17 protein-coding genes and 1 pseudogene are annotated in these 20,031 nt (G+C 57.8%); 5 read left to right on the top strand and 13 right to left on the bottom strand.

Annotated elements, in window-relative coordinates:
* Positions 1 to 199: 199 nt before the first annotated feature.
* The 3 genes from G3N93_RS06780 to G3N93_RS06770 all read right to left on the bottom strand — a co-directional run bounded on the left by G3N93_RS06780 (position 200) and on the right by G3N93_RS06770 (position 1,473).
* Positions 200 to 370, bottom strand: coding sequence for a hypothetical protein (locus tag G3N93_RS06780; RefSeq protein WP_174986240.1), 171 nt, complete (start codon positions 368 to 370; stop codon positions 200 to 202).
* Between the two features lie 27 nt (positions 371 to 397).
* Positions 398 to 1,078, bottom strand: coding sequence for an HAD family hydrolase (locus G3N93_RS06775; protein ID WP_174945832.1), 681 nt, complete (start codon positions 1,076 to 1,078; stop codon positions 398 to 400).
* A gap of 83 nt (positions 1,079 to 1,161) precedes the next feature.
* Complete coding sequence (locus G3N93_RS06770) at positions 1,162 to 1,473, bottom strand: winged helix-turn-helix transcriptional regulator (protein ID WP_241022590.1); 312 nt, start codon at positions 1,471 to 1,473, stop codon at positions 1,162 to 1,164.
* A 257-nt stretch (positions 1,474 to 1,730) separates the two neighbouring features.
* Between G3N93_RS06770 and G3N93_RS06765 the strand changes: the two genes are divergently transcribed.
* Positions 1,731 to 2,273 (top strand): carboxymuconolactone decarboxylase family protein, encoded by a 543-nt coding sequence (locus G3N93_RS06765; protein WP_206132607.1) that lies wholly within the window; start codon positions 1,731 to 1,733, stop codon positions 2,271 to 2,273.
* Positions 2,274 to 2,307: 34 nt separating this feature from the next.
* Here the strand turns inward: G3N93_RS06765 and G3N93_RS06760 are convergent, their stop codons facing one another.
* Positions 2,308 to 2,814 (bottom strand): helix-turn-helix domain-containing protein, encoded by a 507-nt coding sequence (locus G3N93_RS06760; RefSeq protein ID WP_174945836.1) that lies wholly within the window; start codon positions 2,812 to 2,814, stop codon positions 2,308 to 2,310.
* Positions 2,815 to 2,973: 159 nt separating this feature from the next.
* Here G3N93_RS06760 and G3N93_RS06755 point away from each other — a divergent pair, with 159 nt between their 5' ends.
* From G3N93_RS06755 to G3N93_RS06745, 3 genes are all read left to right on the top strand, one after another.
* A complete protein-coding gene (locus G3N93_RS06755; protein WP_206132606.1) occupies positions 2,974 to 3,765 on the top strand; it encodes an SDR family oxidoreductase in 792 nt (263 codons plus the stop codon).
* A gap of 38 nt (positions 3,766 to 3,803) precedes the next feature.
* A complete protein-coding gene (locus G3N93_RS06750; protein WP_174937179.1) occupies positions 3,804 to 4,223 on the top strand; it encodes a tautomerase family protein in 420 nt (139 codons plus the stop codon).
* An 81-nt stretch (positions 4,224 to 4,304) separates the two neighbouring features.
* Entirely contained in the window at positions 4,305 to 4,634 is a 330-nt protein-coding gene (locus G3N93_RS06745; RefSeq protein WP_174937177.1) for a hypothetical protein, read from the top strand.
* A 164-nt stretch (positions 4,635 to 4,798) separates the two neighbouring features.
* Here G3N93_RS06745 and G3N93_RS06740 read toward each other — a convergent pair whose 3' ends face one another.
* The 9 genes and pseudogenes from G3N93_RS06740 to G3N93_RS06705 form a co-directional block, all read right to left on the bottom strand.
* Positions 4,799 to 6,370 (bottom strand): agmatine deiminase family protein, encoded by a 1,572-nt coding sequence (locus G3N93_RS06740; RefSeq protein WP_307873398.1) that lies wholly within the window; start codon positions 6,368 to 6,370, stop codon positions 4,799 to 4,801.
* A gap of 19 nt (positions 6,371 to 6,389) precedes the next feature.
* Positions 6,390 to 7,934: a DUF3138 family protein gene (locus G3N93_RS06735; protein WP_206132605.1), complete on the bottom strand. Its 1,545-nt coding sequence runs from the start codon at positions 7,932 to 7,934 to the stop codon at positions 6,390 to 6,392.
* 235 nt (positions 7,935 to 8,169) lie between these two features.
* Positions 8,170 to 9,291 carry a polyamine ABC transporter substrate-binding protein gene (locus tag G3N93_RS06730; RefSeq protein WP_206121631.1) on the bottom strand — a complete coding sequence of 374 codons (1,122 nt, stop codon included), beginning with the start codon at positions 9,289 to 9,291 and terminating at the stop codon, positions 8,170 to 8,172.
* 986 nt (positions 9,292 to 10,277) lie between these two features.
* Entirely contained in the window at positions 10,278 to 10,964 is a 687-nt protein-coding gene (locus tag G3N93_RS41475; RefSeq protein WP_241026437.1) for a hypothetical protein, read from the bottom strand.
* Positions 10,965 to 11,078: 114 nt separating this feature from the next.
* Positions 11,079 to 11,537: pseudogene (locus G3N93_RS42415) on the bottom strand (TniQ family protein); the annotation flags it as partial.
* Positions 11,521 to 12,900 (bottom strand): TniQ family protein, encoded by a 1,380-nt coding sequence (locus G3N93_RS06720; RefSeq protein WP_206121629.1) that lies wholly within the window; start codon positions 12,898 to 12,900, stop codon positions 11,521 to 11,523. The gene G3N93_RS06720 and the pseudogene G3N93_RS42415, both read right to left, overlap by 17 nt.
* A gap of 46 nt (positions 12,901 to 12,946) precedes the next feature.
* On the bottom strand, positions 12,947 to 14,527 hold the full coding sequence (locus G3N93_RS06715) for an ATP-binding protein (RefSeq protein WP_206121628.1): 1,581 nt from the start codon (positions 14,525 to 14,527) through the stop codon (positions 12,947 to 12,949).
* Between the two features lie 81 nt (positions 14,528 to 14,608).
* On the bottom strand, positions 14,609 to 16,999 hold the full coding sequence (locus G3N93_RS06710; protein WP_206132604.1) for a hypothetical protein: 2,391 nt from the start codon (positions 16,997 to 16,999) through the stop codon (positions 14,609 to 14,611).
* Position 17,000: 1 nt separating this feature from the next.
* Positions 17,001 to 18,068 (bottom strand): TnsA endonuclease N-terminal domain-containing protein, encoded by a 1,068-nt coding sequence (locus G3N93_RS06705; protein WP_206121626.1) that lies wholly within the window; start codon positions 18,066 to 18,068, stop codon positions 17,001 to 17,003.
* 635 nt (positions 18,069 to 18,703) lie between these two features.
* Between G3N93_RS06705 and G3N93_RS06700 the strand changes: the two genes are divergently transcribed.
* Positions 18,704 to 19,624 carry a hypothetical protein gene (locus tag G3N93_RS06700; protein WP_206121625.1) on the top strand — a complete coding sequence of 307 codons (921 nt, stop codon included), beginning with the start codon at positions 18,704 to 18,706 and terminating at the stop codon, positions 19,622 to 19,624.
* The last annotated feature ends 407 nt before the right edge of the window (positions 19,625 to 20,031 follow it).

The raw sequence follows: 20,031 nt of genomic DNA, 5'->3' as shown, positions 1-20,031 counted from the left end.
CCTCGAGTCGTTCGCGCTGCGTGGGGGTGGCGGCTTCGGCCGGACGCGCGCCGCCCGGCACGCCGAGCACGGCACAAGCGGCTGCGAGCGCAATGGCGGATGACAGGGTTCGGGCGGCCGGCAGCACGCGCGACGACCGGAGGCTGGCGAAGGCAACGGAAACGAGTGACATGGCGACGGATCGAGTGGCAGGTATGACTTAAACGGCGATGGTCGCAGAATCCGTCGCACGCTGCCGGACCGTTACAGGAGGCGGTTCATTCGGCCGGTTCCACATCGCATCCGGTTGCCCCGCATGGCCGGGATGGCCGCGCGCCGCCGGTGGGCCGATCGCACTGCCCTGGAAGCGGATCGTCAGGATCATCGACATCCCGACGATCGACAGGCTCGCGGCGCGTCAGCCCGACACTCCGGACGGATCGCGCTGCATCCGTTGCACGATCGCGTCCAGCTCGCCGATGTGCGTGGCCACCGCCTGCTTGCCCGCGCGTGCCCATCCATCGAACGACGTCATCCCGCTCACCGCACCGACGAACGCCACGCCGGCACGCTCGGCCGCCTGCGCGTCCACCGCGTGGTCGCCCACGTAGATCGCCGAACCGGCCGGCAAGCCCAGCCGCGCCAGCGCCAGCACGAGCCCTTCGGGATCGGGCTTGTGACGCTGCACGTCTTCCCCGCCGATCAGCACGTCGACCAGCGACTGCAGTTCGTTCAGCGCAAGGATCGCCTCGATCCGGTAGCGAAACTTCGACGACACGATCGCGACCGCGAAACCCTGCTCGCGCAAACGCGCAAGCAGCGACGGCACCTCGGGATAGATGCGCGTGCCGTGCACCATGATCTCGTCGGCGCGCGCCACGAAGTGACGCGCAAACGCATCGGCCCGCGCCGGCTCGGTTTCGCCCGTCAACGAGCGGAACATCTCGTGCAGCGGTAGCCCGATCACGGCACCGATCTGCGCCGGCGTCGCGCCGGCGGCATCCAGCTGATGCAACGCGTATTCCGTGCACTCGACGATCGCGGCGGACGAATCCGCCAGCGTCAGGTCGAAATCGAAGATGACAGCCCGAACCGACATGAAAGGACTCCGCAAACGAAGGTAGCTCGCGCCCGATGCGCGAACCGACATGACATTGCGCAGCGCACCCGCGTGTCGATCGCTCAGCGTTCCTGACCGGATTGCTCGCGATCGGCCGCGTCGAACCCGTCCGGGTCGCGCTTCGCCCATTGTTTTGCCCACCCCAGCAACGGCTGCAGCGACGCCTCGAGCCGCCGGCCTTCGGCGGTCATGCAGTAGCCGCCCTCGCCATGCTCGACGAGGCCCGACGCCTTGAGCTCGGCCAGCCGCGTGTTGAGCAGGCGCGCATTCGTTTCGCAGGCTTCCTGCAGTGCGCGGAATGTGAGCGGCTCGCCGCGCAGCTCCCACAGGATGCGCAGCGTGGTGCGCCGCCCGAGCAAATCCAGCACGACCATGATGGGTCGTCCCGTCTTCGATCCGCGAACGCGTTGTCCGATTTTTGGCGTGGTCATGCTGTACTTTTTAAAGCATCCATCGTGTAACGTCAACGGATCGATGCGATGTCGTGAGCATGCCGCATCGCAGCGTCGAGGGGACTTTCATCCCTCGTGCTTTACTTTTTAAAGCACGCCGCCTACGCTACCGACTCCGCCATCGGCGATTGCGAGCAGTCGCACGCACCCGCCATGAGCACGAGCACGAAGGAGTTCACATGACTCAGCGTATCGCATGCGCAGTGCCGCCGTTCGCCCCCGACATCGCCGCGTCGCTCGACCGGATCATGCGCGGCCGCCCGCCGTTGCGCCTCTTCACCACGCTGGCGCGCGACGCACGCCTGTTCACGAAGTTCTTCGCCGCCGGCCTGCTGGACAAAGGCCACCTCGACATCCGGCAACGCGAGATCGTCATCGACCGCACGACCGCGCTGTGCCGGTCCGAATATGAATGGGGCGTGCACATCTCCGTGTTTTCGACGGCCGCGGGATTGAACAGCGAACAGATTCGCTCGCTGGCCCGCGGCTCGGCCAACGACGCATGCTGGAGCGATGAGGACCGGTTGCTGATCCGGCTGTGCGACACACTGCATCGGCAGTGCGACATCGACGACGACCTGTGGCAGGCATTGCGCCCGCATTTCAGCGACGAGGCGCTGCTCGAACTGCTGATGCTCGCGGGCTTCTACCGGACCGTCAGCTACCTCGCGAACGGGCTGCGCCTGCCGCCGGAACCGGGCGCCGCGAGATTCCCGTCATGAACCGCGCCCCGGCTGCGCGGCGGCAATTCATGCGTCACGATTCGCCGCGCCGCGCGCGCGTCTTCTCGAGCCGCCAGTGCATGACCTCGTCCGCGCCGGGCCCGGCCTCCACGCGCAGGTCCGGCAGGTCGATCGGGCTGCCCGTCTCGGCATCGACCACCGCCAGCCGCACCGCATGCCCCGAGCGCGCCTCCATGAAACGCAGCGGCGGCGCCTTCGATTCCGCCTGCCCCCAGGCATCGCCGACCTGCGCGAGCGCCATCAGCACGATGCCGATGTCGCGGCCGCGCGGCGTCAGATGGTATTCGTACCGGTCGGGGCGCGACTGATACAGCCTGCGCTCGATCAGCCCCCTGCCTTCGAGCGCCTTCAGCCGGTCCGACAGCGTCGCATGGGTCACGCCCGTGGACTGGCGCAGATCGTCGTAACGCGCCAGACCGAGCGCCAGATCGCGCACGATCAGCGTGCTCCATCGATCGCCGAGCGCGTCGAGCACGCTGGCGATCGAACAGGTCATGCCGTCAAAACTCTTGGATTTCATCGCGAATCACCTTTCCTGACTTCGACGCGCAGCCCGTGTCGGCGCGCGCGGCGGTAATCGTATCGCATCCGGCAACGCTTGACGGCGCGTCGCCCGCCAATTACTCTGATAATAAGAGTTACGAGAACCCTTGTCAGTCCACCCCTTGGAGGCTTGAACATGCAGCAAGAAGATCGAGGCGTGATCGTCGTCACCGGCGCGTCATCGGGTATCGGCGCCGTCTATGCGGACCGTCTCGCCGCTCGCGGCTACGACCTGATCCTGGTTGCGCGCCGACGCGACCGACTCGCGGCACTCGCCGACCGGCTCCGGTCCGCATATGGCTGCGATGTGCAGGCTGTCGCCGCCGACCTGTCGAGCCACGACGGCGTCGCGCAGGTGGAGGCGCTGATCGACGGCACCGTCGAGTTCGCCGGCATCGTCAACGCCGCCGGCGTCGGTGCACTGGGCCTGTCGGCATCGGTCGACCCGGCCGCCGTCGACGCGATGATCCGGGTCAACGTACTCGCGCTGACCCGGCTCTCGCTCGCGGCCGCGCGCCGCTGCAGTGCAGCCGGACGCGGCACGATCGTGAACATCGGATCGATCGTCACGCTGATGCCCGTACCCGGCGCGGGCGGATACAGCGGCTCGAAAGCGTACGTGCTCAATTTCACGCGCTCGCTGCACGCCGAGCTCGCGCCGCGCGGCATCGCGGTTCAGGCCGTCATGCCGGGGCCGGTGCGTACGGAGTTTTTCGGCAACGCAGCCGCGCCGTTCCCGGATTCGCTGTTCATGTCGCCTGAAACCCTCGTCGACACCGCGCTGCACGCACTGGATCACGAGGAATCCGTGTGCTTTCCGACGCTCCACGATCTCGGCGCCTGGCAACAGTTCGACGGCGCGCGCAGCCACCTCCTTCACGCCGTCACGCGGGATGGCCAGCCCGCCGCGCGCTACAGCGCAATCTGAGGCCACACCTGCTCTCTTTCACGAACCGGGGAACACACATGCCACTCTGGAACATCTACCATCCCGAACACGCCTATACCGACACCGACAAGCTGGAGATCGCCGAGCGCATCGTCGGCTTCTACGACGGGTTTCTGCCGCGCTTTTATGTGAACGTGCTGTTCCAGCCACTGCCGAGCGCATCGTTCCTGATCGGCGGCAAGCCGACCGACGACTTCGTGCGGATCCGGGTCGACCACATTGCGCGGCAGATCGAAGACCCCGCCGAGCAGGCGCGGTTCATGCAGCATGTCGGCCAGCGTCTCGCACCGTTCATCGGCGAGCGCGGCCTGCGTTGGGAAATCCATATCGGCGAAACGCCGTTCGGGCTGTGGACGATCGAGGGGCTGCGCCCGCCGCGGCCCGGCACGCCGGCCGATCTCAAGTGGCGCACGGAAAACCGGCCGTCGCCGTACTGAGCAACGGCGCCTCCCGGGGCCCGCAGCCTGACCCGGAAGCCCCCGGAGGCATCCCCGCGATTCGCGAATGGAGGCGCTGCCATGATCACCGAAATCGTCTTCTTCAAGCTGCAGCCCGACGTCGACCTGCCCACGCTGCGGGCGCGCTATGAGGCGACTGCCGCGAAATGGGCCGTGAACCCGGACCTGCTGCACAAGTGGTACTTCTACGACGCGGCAACGCACGAAGGCGGCGGCGTGTACGTGTGGCGCACGCGCGAAGCCGCCGCGCGCTGGCACGGCGACGAATACAAGGCGATGGTCGAGCGCGTGTACGGCTTTCCGCCCGTGATACGCGTGCTCGATACGGTCGCGCATGTCGATGCGACGCAGGGGCGGTACGAGATCGTGGGAAAGGCTCAGCCGGATTGAGGTGCCCCTTGTCGAGTCGACCTGCAAAAGCGCGTCGAACCTTGTCACGCCGGTTCACCCGGCCGGGCTCCGGAAGGCAGGAAGGTCGACGACTTCCAGTCTCCCGGGCCCGGTCCGGACAAACGATCGATCCGACCGTCGGGTCTTTCATGCAGGACGCCGCCCTAGGCAGGAACTTCACGCGTCGCGCAGTGCACGCCCCCGCCCCCTGACGCAATGCCGAGAATATCCACCTGAACGATATCCCGCGATCCCGCATACGGCTGGATCGCCGTCAGCGCGGCGGAATCGGCCGATGCGTCGTTGAACTTCGGCATGATGATCGCGCCATTGCATTTGTAGAAGTTGATGTAGCCGGCCGCGAAGTTGGTCAGCTGCTTCTCGTTCAACGTCACGCCGTTCGAGGTTCCATATTTGGCCGGCGTGGTCAGCTCGATCAACTGAAGCGTCCTTCCGCTTGCGTCCGTTTGATTGTTCAGGTGCTGCCAGTTGGCCTCGCTCAGCGCCCGCTCTCCCATCGAATTCGACGCGTCATAGCAGTACGCGACGACGCCGGGCGAAAGGAACTTCGCGTAGAAATCGACGTGCCCGTTCGTGATGTCGGTCTCGTTTGCCGGCGTGGACGCGCCACCTTGCCCGCCGGCTCCGCAGCCTTGCGGATAGATCGCCGTGCCGGGAATCCAGATGATCTTCTGCACGCCGAGCGTACGCTGCAGTTCCGCGAGCACCGTGTCCCGGGCAGTCGGCAGCAGGGTCGCGTTGCCAACGACCCCCTCCGGCATATCGAACAGCTGCGGATTGCGGCTGACGTGCAGCACGGCGGATTCGGTCAGGATCGCCGTCGCTTCCCCGTCGAATTCAATCGCCCCGCCCTCCAGCGTCAACGTACTTTGGATCAGCGTCGCGTTGTTTGCCTGCGCCATCCATCCGGCCAGCGTGCGATCGCTGGCGAACGGCTGGAAGAATTTGCCCGCCTTGGACCGGTTGCTGCCCGCCGCAACGTCAGGCGGCACCGTCATACCCGCATTGAGGTTCACGCCGTCCGTGTTCGCATTCCCCCAGCCGTTGAAGTTGAAGTTCACCGCGCACAACGCATTGCCATTGGCCGTATCCTTCACGAAGACACAGCCGGTATCACGCGTCCACAGATCGTCGAAGCCATTGGCCAGCGCGATCAGGTTGACGCCACCCACGCCTGCTCCGCGTGCCAGATAGTTTGCGTGGATCGCCGGGTTCGCGCCGCTTGCCGTCGCCAGCAACGCCTGAGCGGCGCCCAGGTCGACCGGCAACACCAGCAGGTTGACCGGCTCGTAGGTGCCGATCGCCTTCGCGACGTCCATCAGATCGGCGCGAACCCGGTCGATGCCCGCATCCGTGCTCTGCGCGGTGAGCGGCGTCCAGATGCCTTCCGAACCCGACGCAAATGCCATGTACGTCGCCGTGTGCGGCGCATCCTCGCCCGGCAGCAGATATGCCGACGGATTGACCGCCTGACGCGTGGACGCGCGAATCGCCGCGGGATTCGCCGGCGCGTCCTCGCCGCCACATCCCGCCAGCGCACCTACCCACGACGCGCCGAGCAGCACCGCCGATCCCTTGATAAAACCGCGGCGGGTGAGCGGCGCGCGCCCGGTTTCCACACACGACAGCCTGGTACGTTTGTCTTTCATCGCATCTCCATGAGCTATGAGCCAACTGGGTGGGTCCGGCCGACGGGAATCCCCGTCGGCCGGCACGGCAGCGCGTCATGCGGCGCTAGAACGAGTAGATGAACTGCGTCGCGAGCAGGTCGTTGCTTTTGCTGTACGAGCCGTCGTTTCGCAGGAACACCTTGTTGTTGGCCCAGTCGTGTCGGTACTCGACCTTCACCGTGATCTGGGCGGTCGGGAAAAACAGCAGATCGAGCGCGACGTCCTGACGGTTCGAACCCTTGCACTGAAGGCCCATTCCACCGCTCGCCTGCGAATTGGCGAAACAGTCCGCGCCGATACCGAAGCCGTTGTACGGGTCGCGTCCCTGGCCATTCAGCGCGACACCGCCGCCACCGCCGCCGTTCTTGCTGTCGGCGAGGAAGTCGTAGCGGAGCGTCATGCCCATCCTGCCGACACCCGGCAAGCTGAACTTCCGATGCGCGAGCAACGACACGCCATACCATTGCGCCTGTCCGCCATTGAACGCGGCGTTCTGCTGCTGGCCGTAGTCGATTTCTGCGTTGTACTGAACGTCTGCAAGCTGATAAGTCAGATCGGCTTCCGAGAAGAAGAATGCGCCAAAGCCGCTCGGCGCCTGACCGCCAATGCCATAGCTCACGGCACCGGTTGCGGGGTTGACGGCACTCGGCAACGTCTGCCGGCCGATGTTGAACGACGCGCCGATATCGAGCGCACTGGACCACGCATAGTCGGCGCGTGCCGTGAATGACGGTATCTTGTTGCTGGTCGTGACCGGGTCGCCCAGCGCATTGGTTCCCGTTTGCGTAATGGCGCCATTGGTCCGGTACTGCTCGTTGCCCAGCAGGAACTTCCACGTCCAGCTGCCCTTCGTATAGTTCGCACCGAGGCCGACATAGCTGCCGGGATCGGAGAAGTCGTACAGCAGGTTGTGGGTCAGCGTGAGCATCTGATTCGACTGCTGCACTTCGTAGCCGCCGAAGCTGGACATCAGGCCCGCGACGAATGTCGTCGTGCCCGTGAGCGGAACACTGACGACTGCCGTATTCAGGATGTTGTTGCCGATCTGACCGCGTTCGTTCTGCATCAGCGTGATGCCGTTGCCTCGATTGGGCATCAGCGTGATTTCAGCGGACGGCGCCATCGGGCCGACACCGAAGGTCTTCTTGATGTCCAGGTACAGATCGCCGAACGTGCTGTTGAAGTAACCACCGGTATTCTCGTGATTCGCGAACAGGAATGACGAGCTGCCCTGCGCACGGTTGTACACGTAGGTCGGATCGATGTAGCCCGTCACCGAGAGACCGGCAATCGGCCCGGTATTCGCCGCGTCCTCGAGCGTGTTCACCTTCAGCTGCTGAACGGCAAGCTGTTGCTTCATGGCCGTGACGTCGTCGTTGGTGAGCGTCGCCTGCGCGTTGCCATAGCCGGGCGATGACGGATCGATCGGTGCAGGTGCAGGCTCGGCGGCTGCCGGCCGGTCCGGCGCGTGCGCCCGCAGTCCTGCCATCTCTTTCTGCAATACGTCGAGTTGCGCCTGCAATGCCCGGATCTGGTCCGACAAGGTGCCTGCTGCCGCGACGCCGGGCAGGCAGCCCGCCACCAGCAGACCAATCAGTTTTCTTCTCATACAGCGTCTCCGTGTTTTTTATCGTGGTTCATGCCGTCTGGGCCGGGCTGCCGCAAGCCGGTCGTTCCGCTGGCGCGAGCACGAACGTCCCCGTGCGAGGCGCACCGGGCGGCTCACAAGCTGGGTGGTGTTCGAGGAATGCGCCCGCTCGCTATCGGTGCAGGCAACCTGGCATGACTGCGGGTTCAGTCCGCGTGGCAACCGGCGCGTGCCGGCATCGCGCTGTTCGGCACGATCAGCGCCCCGCCTTCAATTGCGCCCAGAGGCGGTTCTCGAGACGGACGATTTCAATCGGCAACGGCTTCATCAGCGTCATCTTGCGCAACACGTCGTCGGGGGGATACACGCTCAGGTCCTGCGAGACGACCGGGTTGACGAGCGGCCGAGCGGCACGGTTGGCGGTCGGATAGAACACTTCGTTGGTGATCGCCGCGTTGACCTTCGGGTCCTCGATATAGTCGATCCACTTCATGGCCGCTTCAGGATGCGGCGCATCCTTCGGAATCGCCATCATGTCGAACCACATCAGACCGCCTTCCTTTACGTTCGAGAAACGGATTTCGTAGGAACGCTTCGCGTCTGCCGCACGCCGCCGCGCAATGCCCACGTCGCCCGACCAGCCGATCGCCACGCAAACATCGTTGTTGGCGAGATCGTTGATGTAGCCCGACGAATTGAACTGGGTGATGTAGGGGCGCACCTTCTTCAGCAAGTCGAAGGCCGCCTGGTAGTCCGCGGGATTCGCGCTGTTCGGATCCTTGTGCAGATACTGCAACGCGGTTGCGAATGCATCGGCGGCCTGATCGAGAAACGATACGCCGCACTGCTTCAGCTTCGACACGTTGTCCACGTCGTACACCAGTGCCCAACTGTCGACCGGTGCGTTGTCGCCCAGCGCCTTCTTCACTTCCTTGACGTTGTAGCCGATCCCGTCCGTGCCAAAGGCCCAAGGCACACCGTATTGCGCGCCCGGATCGACATCCGCGATCATTTTCATCAGGACCGGATCGAGATTCCTGAGGTTGGGAATCTTCGACTTGTCGAGCTTCTGAAGCATGCCGGCCTGAATTTGCCTCGCCATGTACAACGACGACGGCACCACGATGTCATAGCCCGAACTCCCGGCCAGGAGCTTTGCCTGAAGCGTGTCGTCACTGTCGTAGTTGTCGTACCGAACGTGAATGCCGGACGTCTTTTCGAAGTTCGGGATCGTGTCCTTGGCGATATAGTCCGACCAGTTGTACACGTTGAGTTCCGGAGCGGCCGCGATCGCCGGCAGCGAGCCGCACGACAGCAGCCCGGCCATGACAACGAGCGCAACGCCGGTGACGCTTTGGCGAAGAGGACAGAAGCGCATTGCTGTTTTCCTTGAAGGTAGTGAATACGCGTGAAGGTCGATGGCAAATTGAAAGAAACCGGGCGGCGATCGGTGCGCGCCGTATGAATCATCCGTGCTCATGCAGTCGTGACTCCCCACCGACGCACGCATCGCGCAGCGGCGTACGGGCTCCCCTGATGCTTTCTCCTGCATCGCAATCCGATGACAATTTGCTTTCTACTCCGATATAATCGGACGATATGAATGGCGGCTGCGTTGCATGAAAGCCGCTGCCCATCGGGTCTTGCCGCACTCGCCTTGCCGACGGGTGAGCCATTGTGGGTAGAACAATGTCTGGTGAAAATTGATGTTTTTTGCTTGATTTGATCAATTTTCCTCATGCCTTCGTGGCGCTCGGCAGGCACCACGACAAGCGGCTTGCGCGACGCGAAACGCTGTTCGGGTTGCCGACGACACCCGCTGGTCACCCTGCGCCGTGACCGATATGAGGAAACCTCACCTGTGCGGCGCGATGCGACACACCGACATCCCGTTGCCAGCCCGACATCGCATCCGCCTGCAAACTCGTCGATACCGGCATCGCACATTCACCGAGCGACGCGCGCCCGATCCCGCATGCTGTCCAGGCACCCGCCCCCCTGCGATTGCGCCCTAAAGTGCAATCCGTCATCCCCGTCGACACCTATTGTGAACGCACATAAATGTCCACACTTGAATTTCCAGTTAACATGGGGAACAGGAATTCCCTGACTACGACCATATGTCACTGAAAGTTGGCACTTGAATCGCAATGTAGTTGGATAAAGATCGCGAAACACACAAGAGTCTGCACTCGGTAGTAGCTACGTTAGATCACGAAGCCTTGTAAAACAGGGACACATCGCAAGACAGGAGAGTACAGGGCAATGATGGATTTCTCTGCCCCGCGGTAAAAATTTAAACACCTCGGCTTCGCCTGGTGTTGCCTAGCCCCTCAATGCAATCGCCCCCCCGCCTGCGCCGACTCAACGGCTGATATAAAGGAAATGTTTTACAGTTCTCTCTGGTACGTTTATTTGGTGAGCGATGACTCGACACCTCATCCCTAGTTCATGTAATCGAAGCACCTCTCTGCGGTAATCTGGGCCCCATCGAGTAATGCGCACCGGCGTGAATCCTGCCCCCGTATCCCTACACCAAAAATGCATGCCGCAGTCGCACACCGCACGTACTCGATCCAAATCCCAACGCGCCGTTTTAACGGCGTGACCAGCACCGTGCCGTGCCATTTTACTCGGACAAGTCAAATGCGGAACCTTTTTACGCGGCATCTTAACCCTTATTTCTTCCGGTTTTGAATAATTATAGATATCCATGAAACATCTATTCGCCACGAGGCGCGGGGTTTCCCGAACGATTCGCATAAGCGACAGCGCAATTACTTTTCTAATTGGATTCCCCATTTTATTCAAGTTGATAAAAAAATTGCGCCACTCCGGAATAATTGTATGCTTATTTGTATAATCACTCCCGAAGCAATTCACAATCAATCTTTCTATGCAAGCCCCATACCTCAAGCCAACCAAGTATCGAGACGCCTCGCCCATAAAATCCCAAAATTCACTTGGAAACATCAAAGCGTTAATCGAGAGATCACCTTTTATAAGCTCCGATGAAACTTGAGCAACCACACGACAATTTTTCTTTTGCAAACCAGTCAATCGAATGTTGATCCGCGATGCTCCGAGTCGAATAGCTGTAGAAGGTGATATATATCCCATAGTTCCATTGTCGACGTATCTATCGAGCTCCCATAGCATTTCGCCATGCAAATGACAGACAACTACGCCAGGGAGCTGATGACTACGTCGCCAATGAGGGTATCCATCTGATAACTTGTCCTCGCGAAGGCACACCGGACAAAATCTGTGTCCGTGCCAGGGTTTTGTCCAAGTCGTTATCGGACGCGCCTTTGTTACTCCATTAGGCGATAATCCACACGTCCTCTCCAAGATCTGCTTTGTTCGATCGGGCGTGAGCATCGATGAAAAATACGGGAAATCCGTCATACTCTCGGCAATCTCTGTCGGTGACAGGCACCAACACCCCTTTGTCTCTCGAGCTACGCAATCCAATCCGCCAGCCGCATAGGACGCTCTGATCCACCTCCCGAACAGGCGACGTATTGTCGGTATCAGTAGTTTAGTCGGCTCAGATTCAAGATAGCGAGCCACGACACCAAAGAGCGGCTCATCGTCTAGAGGCTCATCAAGATAGATCGCCATTCTCCGTACCCTTTGAAAAGGCACACCTTGATGGGATAAGGTGACTCGGCAAACTGCGCGCTAGTTCAGCGACGACACACCAGTGACCGCGGTCGTTCGTCAGGGCCGTATTCGCGTCGACGTAACGATCGACGAGTTCGATCCATGCCGCTAGGTGTTTTGCACGTGTCCGCTGGCATCTCCACGAGCCGACCTCATGTTGAACTCTCAACATATTTTCCAGCCGCTCCTTCTCAACACTCAAGTGATGACTCACCTTATTCGTCGAATATCCTCGCGCGATAAGATACCCAGCCGCGATCGCTAGATCGACACCGTCATGCGTCGGCTTCAACACATCGGCGCCCTCAGGGCAGTTATGGAAATAAATGAAAGAGAAACCGCACGAACATATATAATGCGATTCACATTCGCCGATCTCCCGAATTAAAAGTCGATGCTGAAAATCGACCACCGATGCAGCCCTGGGGCATATTGGAGTGACCAGTCTTCGAATTCTGCCAACATTTTCTTGCAGCAAGAATTCCAAGAGCAAATATTTCAATGCACTGCCAGATTCACTCTTAGTCCGCCAAAACGCCCTGCGTATCCAATAATCATTGTGCAACGATACGCCAACCCTTTCAAAATACGCACAACCCATTAGCCTCGTAAGATCCCCCATCATATCCCTGAATTCGACGGATTTTCCATTCGCGTATCCGATGGCTCGCGCACAATCGATTCGTGCCGCTCTTTCAAGATACTGGCTAGCATTCTTTCGACGGGTTAGCACATTTTTCGAGAGCATTGCAAATCTACGTCGTGCCTCCTGTTGATTTGACGAACCCACGGGTTTAATGCTATTCCCCACATCAAACCGTCGACCTGATTCAATCAATGATTGCGCGGCGCCACAGCCGCTATAGTTAAGCGGGCACTGATGCAATAAGCATGTGAGGACACCGGGTAATTGATGGGCCCGCCGCCAATATCGTGGAATATCAAAAGCGATATCCTCTTTCCAGCACACCTCGCAATGTCTCATACCAAGGCGACCCGGAGTTGCCCTGCTTAACCATGTCGGCTGCTTGGCAGAACCACCTTGTCTGGTCTCCCCTAGTTTCGGACCACACAACTCGGCATAGTATGGGTAAAGCGTCAACCTCTCGCGAATTTCATCTACGCTCATTCCCCATACCATAGCCGTTTCGGTTGCTATGCGATCCAGTCCACGTGTAATACCAGTCAATAGGCCAGCATCCGAGCCTGACGGGTACTTCTGAAATGCGCTCCGCGACGTCACTTTCGCGTCCTCGAGATATCTTGCGACAACACTGAACAAGGCCTCGTCAGGCAAAGGTTCATCGAGAAAAACCGTCATGCGATTCTCCATCGCCCTATCTGATGAGAAACACCTACTGAACCGATCAGACTTTCCTAGAAATCACTCTTGGTCGCCCCTTCCGTTTGATAGGCACGCTCTGGGATGCGTCAACGGGCGACAATGCTCGACGAATCACGTCCTCAAATGAGAGCGTGCGGTCGGTTTCCAGGATTCGACGTACTAGAGATTCAGCCTCAATTTCTGACCGTCCCATTTCAATCAACACTGCTACGGCGGCAGAGAATGATTCCAAAAAGGCATCATCCACCAGTTTCGTACCGATCTGCAGCCGTCGCTTCTCACGCGCCACTCTCTCCCGGAATGCCTCGACGTCCGCAGTTGCGAGGTCTACGCATTTCGCCAATGTTACATAATCTCTAGTCCGCAATGCCTGCAGCAGATTTTCTACTGGACCGAAACCAGCCTCGACAGCCTCCCGAACAAGCGCCGGCGTAACACTCCTACTCCCAGCCTGCACCCCCCTATACTGCGTTAGCTTCCATGCCATTTTTGCAAATGCCGGCAATCCGGCACTCACTTCATGCAATACTTTCATGATTTCTTCTGAATCACTTGGTGGAATCGGGAGAAAATCTATGCTAATAATCGCGCTTGCCAGACGTTTCCATAGCTTACCCATGGAGAATGGCCCCATCTCAATAGCCCCGTCACCAGATGAACGACGAGTAGTACGAAAGCTCCGGACCATGTACTCGCGAGCCTCGGGTGTCCCGAGCAAGATGAACGTACAGTTGTTACTATTCAGTAAATTCGTGAGAAAATCGATCAGTTGTGTTTTATCTGCCGCCTTCAAGGCAAACTGAATTTCATCAATCACCAAAACACCTACAAAATGGCGACGCAACACATCCTCAACCTTTAAAATATAATCTGTCGTATTGGATCTAGATGATATTTCCTCGACATAGTACGTTCCAAGGTATAGATCGAACCAATGCAGAATTCCTTTCATCAGAGTTAGCACTGAACCGTTGGCGGGACAGGAAACAAAAGCCCATACCACCTGCACGAATCTTGCTGGAACTCCCTCGTACTCTCGATGCTCAACGATCATTGGAAACGTACTCAGTACCATTTTCGCCAATGTCGTTTTTCCCGCTCCTGAAATGCCAAAGACAAATCTACTGAGCGCGTGGGAATCTCCCGGAAGACAGATCGGCCGAGGGGAGCCCGCCTGTACTAACGCATAGTTTTCTTGTGCTCGTTTCCTCAGGGAGCGGGTCGGTACTAGACCGGAGTAGCGATGCCGGATCGCGGTGTGCAGCCAACTCAGCAGTTCCACCAGTTCGGCCTGTAGCACTAGCACCTGAGAGATGCGACTGATGGCAAGAATCTTTCGGTCTATCGGCCAATTTCGATAGAGCTGGGCGTGAGGTACGTTAAATGCCGCCGCCATTCCATTGAGAATCGGTTTCATTGGGCCGAATGGTGGCAATGCAAGAATCAGAGGATTTTCACCGTGCTCCTGCAGTTCCAGACTTGACGAATGATAAACCGCCTCGACAGACGGGCAAACATTTAGAAAAATATCATCCCCTGCCAGATCAAGAGGAACATCACGATATGATTCATCACTCGAATTAGACTTTTTTGTGCCTTTCATGATAGTACTCCTAATTGATAAATTTCTACTATGTTGGAATTTCACCCCCCCCATCATCATGTCATTCTTATTTTTACCCCTCTAGTCACCGAGCAAATCCAGCACATTTCGACGAAGGCTAGCCTCGATATCCGATGTGGCCTGATCCTCTTCTTGGCTCGAATCACGCCGCTTTTTCGTCAGAGGTGGTCCCTTCGATCTCCTGCTCGCATCTCGTTCTCGTTCGCGAGCCTCACGCATCCCGACTGTCTCAGGATGGGTTAGCCCCGCGTGTTTCAGAGCCACCTTTTGCTCCCTCTTTGATTTCCGACCTTCCTCTGCGTTATTGAGAATTTCCATCACTCGTTGCGGCTGCATCTTCCGCTTCTCTCGCCTTGAATTTGCACGGTCGATCAAACTTCGGATGTTCCACTCCATAAGGTCAACATCGCCTGGCATCTGCTTGTTGGTTCCCGCTTGATAGCCGTACTCAAGGCGCCCCTTCCCCTCCAATAAGATGCGGGACATGTCACCTGGATTGAACTGAATTGGTACTGGTTCACGAGCGTCTCGCCCCCAACAATGAATGAGCGTGCTTTCGATATAGGGAGACGTGTAATACACCCCCTGCCATAGAAGCCCACGCTCTGTAGGTAGGGCGGTCGAATGTGGCCAGGTCGCCATACGGACTTCGTCTAGCGAATGGTGACGCAACGACCCTGTACGATTTTCCATGCCCCAGTTCCATCGATTGAGTGGTGTATCCGCCATGCCCTGGAAGATCATGTCTGGCTCCGCGCCTTCCCGCCCGATAGGCGTTTGAATATAGACGAGGATGGCCCTTATCAATTTCTTAGTGAACTCGCTGAGCGTGTCGGTTGCATCCCATGCATAGTGAGGGGCCCCACGGGCGGTCGCGTCTTTCTCCACAACACCAAAACTTTCTCGCTGGAAATGAGCCGGAATGGTGCCGAACCTGCGCTCCATCAACGCGTGCATCAATGGATCGCGCGCCTTGACGTTGCTGATCGGTAGATGCAATTGATGGTTGACTCTTTTCCATGCTTCAATCTTCATATAGTCACTACCACGATCGGCCGACATGCCGTTTCCAGGAAGGTCGTGACAAGGCCATTGCCCTGGATCGATCTGAAGACCGTACCGTGCACAAAACTCGTCCTTGGGTGTAACGATGTTCTCGAGGACTAGCGCTACTGCCGCAAACGATGGCGGATCGAGGGTGACAAGAACACCGACAATCATGCGGCTCCAAACGTCCATCACTAAATAGACGGTGGGACGCCCTACGACAACGGTTCGGTCATATCGTGATACCAGAAACACATCCGCGACCGTGGCGTCAATCATGTATGCAGTGCCAGGCCCCACACTATGCTGTAGCGCATGCCCACGCTTCGGGCGTCCCGTTAGTGCGTATTTCCGCTCCCCCATAGCGCGGCGCTTGCGGACAACAACCGGAACCCGCGTTAGCCAATAGTTTTGGAACTGCCGGACCGTGACCTCTTCAAACGGAGCCAGCTCGAGAGTGATAACTTGCCCCGTGACATCCCTTACTTCCCTCGTGCAACGGCAAACATAGTTCAGATGGTCCACCAACCTTTGCATGGTTTGGCGCCGGCGTGGACCGTCGCGCATCGGTGGCGCATGCGGCCATTGTCGAGTAGTTCTACGTTTTGACTCTCCACGTTGCTTTGCCTTTTGAGCGGTACGACGTGCCGGAAAGCGCGCGTCCGGAATCTTGCACTTGATCCGCTTAGCTAGCTTGTTGGGAATGTCAACTTGCCAAGGCCCTTCCTTGCTGGTCAGGTAGATGTCAACGTATTGCTGCAGGAGTCGGTTCAGTAGCTCGGAAGGAATTGCGTAATGGCCGCCATCGGACGATCGACGACCCGGGCGTTTTGTAAAGATTCTTTGCTTAATTTTTGCGCTTACGTCATCACTATCACGGAAACGTGCCGGTTGCTCCATTCGACCACATCGCCAAAGGCTGCTAGCCACCGACAACGGAGTCATGCCTCGTTGCAGATAGAAACGATGTAGTCGCCGAATCAACTGTAGACTGACGCCTTGAGCCTTAGCGTGTTGTTCAAAAATCAACTTCCGAGTCGTACCAGCGTACAATAACCTTTTGAAGAGATTGCGATCCTCCACCAGCCCCTCGATTCGCTCCCAGTTCTCCACACTCTTTGACTCATGTCCCTTGGTACAAGCTATGACTCGCTTGTATGCATCAAAAGGATCGTCCTCTACACGAACAAACTGATCCTCGTTTTGATAGTCAAGCGCTATGCGCCTTAGGAACTCCTCGATGGAGACGTGTTTTATCTCCAATCGACTACCAAATACATGACACAGCGCGACGTCAGGGCCTCCGCTGCCGGCGAGCACGACTCGATACAACTTCCCGTCTGATTTATCGCACACCAGTTCTCCAACCGCCGGCAATACGAAGCGATGCCCTTTGGCTTTCATATCACCTCCGGTCAGGAATTAATTCACGCGAAGCGCTCGACGATGCCTCCCAGTTACTGAGAGCGTCGTTATCGGGAATTCGTCTTTCAGTGCTAATACCACGCGCTCCTTGCCAAGTCGCTCGGACATTTTTGGCACAATCGGATTCCCGACCCGGGAATCTGTGTCTTATCTCCTGTTGTCCGCTCGAAATTCGGACAGAGCTCGCCGGTTGATTCAACAGAAGGGGCACATCAAGGCGACAAGCAATCCTACGGCTAGCGATCAATTGAAGCGCTGCTCGCACGCATTCGGCTCTCGTGAAATCACACTCACTGGCCACATAGAAGCAGGCGTCTAAGATCCATGTGTAGCTGCAGCAACGCAATCGTCGACTCACGGCCTCTTGCACAATCCGCTCGCGTTCACCGAGACCGTATGCGAGAAGTTGCTCGCTAATCCCGAAGAGCTGCCAGAGATTTCGAGCGTAGAAGTCGTTCAATCCCGCCGAGTACTCCGTACGCAGTGGAATGCCTCGGCGCCGCCAATATTCCTCCAGAATCAATCGCTTTACGGAAGCCTCGATCGAACGCCTGCACACCGAAACCGACTCAATTGCGACCCACTTGCAGCCGCGCGAGTCGATCTTGCTGACCATCAAATCTGTAATCAGGACGCATGGACTGCGGTCCCTATACGTCGGATGCTTTACACCTAAGAAGCGAGCGATACGCGCTGTCTCGTCAACATCCAATACTGGATAATATTCACGCAGTTCTTGCGTTCGACGGTCCCAATGCCGCTTCAGAAAAGTGGACAAGATCAAATCCGAAGCCAGCACAACCTGGCGTCCGCCGCAGCGGCTACAGCAGAACCGGTGCAGACGACCGATGCCGCGCAATTCGCTGAGCGTCCGGCCCGGCACATAGGTACTCATCTCACCCATGCCACGTCCCTCTTTGATGTAACGGTCCCTGTTTTTTTGGGACAGGCGCCCTTCCTCCCATTGTGGATCGAGACCTCTGGCCCTTACCGGCTTGTTGGGATTCGTATGAACTTCGCGTGCATCGGACATGATGATGCCCTCCATTACCAGTATCGAAGCGCGGCGTAAGTCGACGAGCCAGCACGTGGCGTATTCCAGAGACGTGCTACCTCGGTGACCAAACACTTTGAAACGCTGATCGGCACAACAGCGTTTGATGTGTGCGCAGCTCGGCGTACGTTGGGACGAGCGCCACCCACGATTTTTCAAAAAAAATCGGGGCTCGCTTGACTCTATGGGAGGGGCTGACTAGGATGGGACTGTCGATTTCGCAATTCGATCAGTTCCAAAAAGGCCTTTTGGGTTGGCGCCCGAAGGCCTTTTTTCCTATCAGCTTCTCAATCTATGGTCCGTCCATAGCGATTCCTCCGCGTCCTAATCGGTACCTATTAGTGATGCACAATGCAATCCCACCATCACCGGCAAAAGTCCGGCGCACCTTCATAGCTGGGCAGCTTAGTGAACATGAGGCAAATAGCAAAAAAACGTACATAAGAAATGGGGCCGTTCCGGAAAGCTAAATCCGGCGGACATCTCTAGTGGTTTCCACTAGAGTGCAATGGTGTATTCCGGTACATTCCTCTGACCTGGTTAAGCATATGAATTCCTTGTCATGCAACGGATTTCGATACTGGCGAAAGTTGCTTTCCCCGCCAGACGATGTGCAGGAAAAAAGGAAAGTGCCGAAGCATCTTCGGCTGGGTGGGCTACGCGGGATGGCATATGCCGCGGCGGCTGTTACCTATACACATAGAACTGCCTCATGGCTGAGCAATTTGTTCAATAGAGGTCGAACAATCCGCGGAAATCAGTCGAGCTGCCACGCTGAGCGCAATAGCAAGATCGTCTATCAATATCTACGGGGCGAACGCGAGCCGAGTTCAGGTCGGCGGGGCAAGTACGGGCACGATCTGACCGGAACCGTGCGCGCGCTACCCGGCGGAGTCACGGCTTACCTATGGTCCACTTCGCCGATCTGGGAACTGATCAAGGGCACCGTTTCAGTGGAATTCGTTCGAGGCATCCTGTCTCTGATAGAAGAACCCCTCCCTGGCATGCCGGCGCTCTCTTATATCCGGGCTTGGGCACTCTACCGCCTATCCATTCTCGAGCAGGCGTCGCCAGTAGAACAGCGAGAGAGGTCACGTTTGATTGCCTCTCTGCATTCCACTTCGTATGCAGGCGACCCAGTGTTCAACTATATTTGCGGACCACTGCGCCACTACCTACTTGAATTCGAACCGCAAATTCCTATTAAGCGCCCGACGGCAGCGCCCAGCCCAAAATCGCGCCTTTCCATCTTGATGAAAAATAGCTTCAGACGGTATCTACAGAAGCAGAATCGATTCGAAAACGGTATCGCTCGACATCAGCTTTCTGGGCGGCAACCTGATCGTCGATTTAAACACGAATTTTCGTACGGATGGGATGCTTACCGAAAATTTAACGATGACTTGGAGTCACTTCACGCAGAGCTTGATGTGAGCCGACATCCTGAGTCTGGGTGGAAAATTCTCTTTGAAGCGTGGAACATACCAACGTGCACGACAAAATATTTAGCACATCAAATTATTAAAATTAGGCGACGAAAAATCAATTAACATAGACTAAAGATTTTACGAAAAATATACAACACAACCAAATAACGATGATTCTTGACATGTCATAACGCTCCGCCACACCTCGTTACTCTTACATTTTTATCATCATTTATTGATTATTTTTCACTCAACAATACCGTGTGCCTCAAAGTGACGGAGCCACTCAATTCGCCGTTCCGGTGCTAACGATCATCGATGACTATCCGCATCGCTCGCCAAGGAAAAGGAGTGCGCACCGATCGAGCAAATGCCGCGTCTATAGCTTGCCCCTCGACGATATCGAAGGGACAGCAGCCAGGCGAACGATCCGGCTATCACTCAGCGCCGTTGATTGGAGGCAATGGCAACGATGATTGATGGGGAGCGGAGCAGTTCTCTGCGACAGGGGGAACAAATTGCGGTTACCT

It is taken from the genome of Burkholderia sp. Se-20378 (assembly GCF_017104665.1).
Taxonomy (GTDB): domain Bacteria; phylum Pseudomonadota; class Gammaproteobacteria; order Burkholderiales; family Burkholderiaceae; genus Burkholderia; species Burkholderia lata.
Note: the sequence above shows the minus strand (reverse complement) of the source record. Positions and strands in the feature narration are given on the sequence as shown.

Excerpts from the sequence above, each read along its gene's own strand:
- G3N93_RS06750 (WP_174937179.1), top strand. The coding sequence starts at position 3,804 with ATGCCACTCTGGAACATCTACCATCCCGAACACGCCTATACCGACACC.
- G3N93_RS06770 (WP_241022590.1), bottom strand. The coding sequence starts at position 1,473 with ATGGTCGTGCTGGATTTGCTCGGGCGGCGCACCACGCTGCGCATCCTG.
- G3N93_RS06760 (WP_174945836.1), bottom strand. The coding sequence starts at position 2,814 with ATGAAATCCAAGAGTTTTGACGGCATGACCTGTTCGATCGCCAGCGTG.
- G3N93_RS06745 (WP_174937177.1), top strand. The coding sequence starts at position 4,305 with ATGATCACCGAAATCGTCTTCTTCAAGCTGCAGCCCGACGTCGACCTG.
- G3N93_RS06705 (WP_206121626.1), bottom strand. The coding sequence starts at position 18,068 with ATGGAGGGCATCATCATGTCCGATGCACGCGAAGTTCATACGAATCCC.
- G3N93_RS06735 (WP_206132605.1), bottom strand. The coding sequence starts at position 7,934 with ATGAGAAGAAAACTGATTGGTCTGCTGGTGGCGGGCTGCCTGCCCGGC.
- G3N93_RS06755 (WP_206132606.1), top strand. The coding sequence starts at position 2,974 with ATGCAGCAAGAAGATCGAGGCGTGATCGTCGTCACCGGCGCGTCATCG.
- G3N93_RS06710 (WP_206132604.1), bottom strand. The coding sequence starts at position 16,999 with ATGAAAGCCAAAGGGCATCGCTTCGTATTGCCGGCGGTTGGAGAACTG.
- G3N93_RS06715 (WP_206121628.1), bottom strand. The coding sequence starts at position 14,527 with ATGAAAGGCACAAAAAAGTCTAATTCGAGTGATGAATCATATCGTGAT.
- G3N93_RS06720 (WP_206121629.1), bottom strand. The coding sequence starts at position 12,900 with ATGACGGTTTTTCTCGATGAACCTTTGCCTGACGAGGCCTTGTTCAGT.
- G3N93_RS06775 (WP_174945832.1), bottom strand. The coding sequence starts at position 1,078 with ATGTCGGTTCGGGCTGTCATCTTCGATTTCGACCTGACGCTGGCGGAT.
- G3N93_RS06780 (WP_174986240.1), bottom strand. The coding sequence starts at position 370 with ATGTCGATGATCCTGACGATCCGCTTCCAGGGCAGTGCGATCGGCCCA.
- G3N93_RS06765 (WP_206132607.1), top strand. The coding sequence starts at position 1,731 with ATGACTCAGCGTATCGCATGCGCAGTGCCGCCGTTCGCCCCCGACATC.
- G3N93_RS06730 (WP_206121631.1), bottom strand. The coding sequence starts at position 9,291 with ATGCGCTTCTGTCCTCTTCGCCAAAGCGTCACCGGCGTTGCGCTCGTT.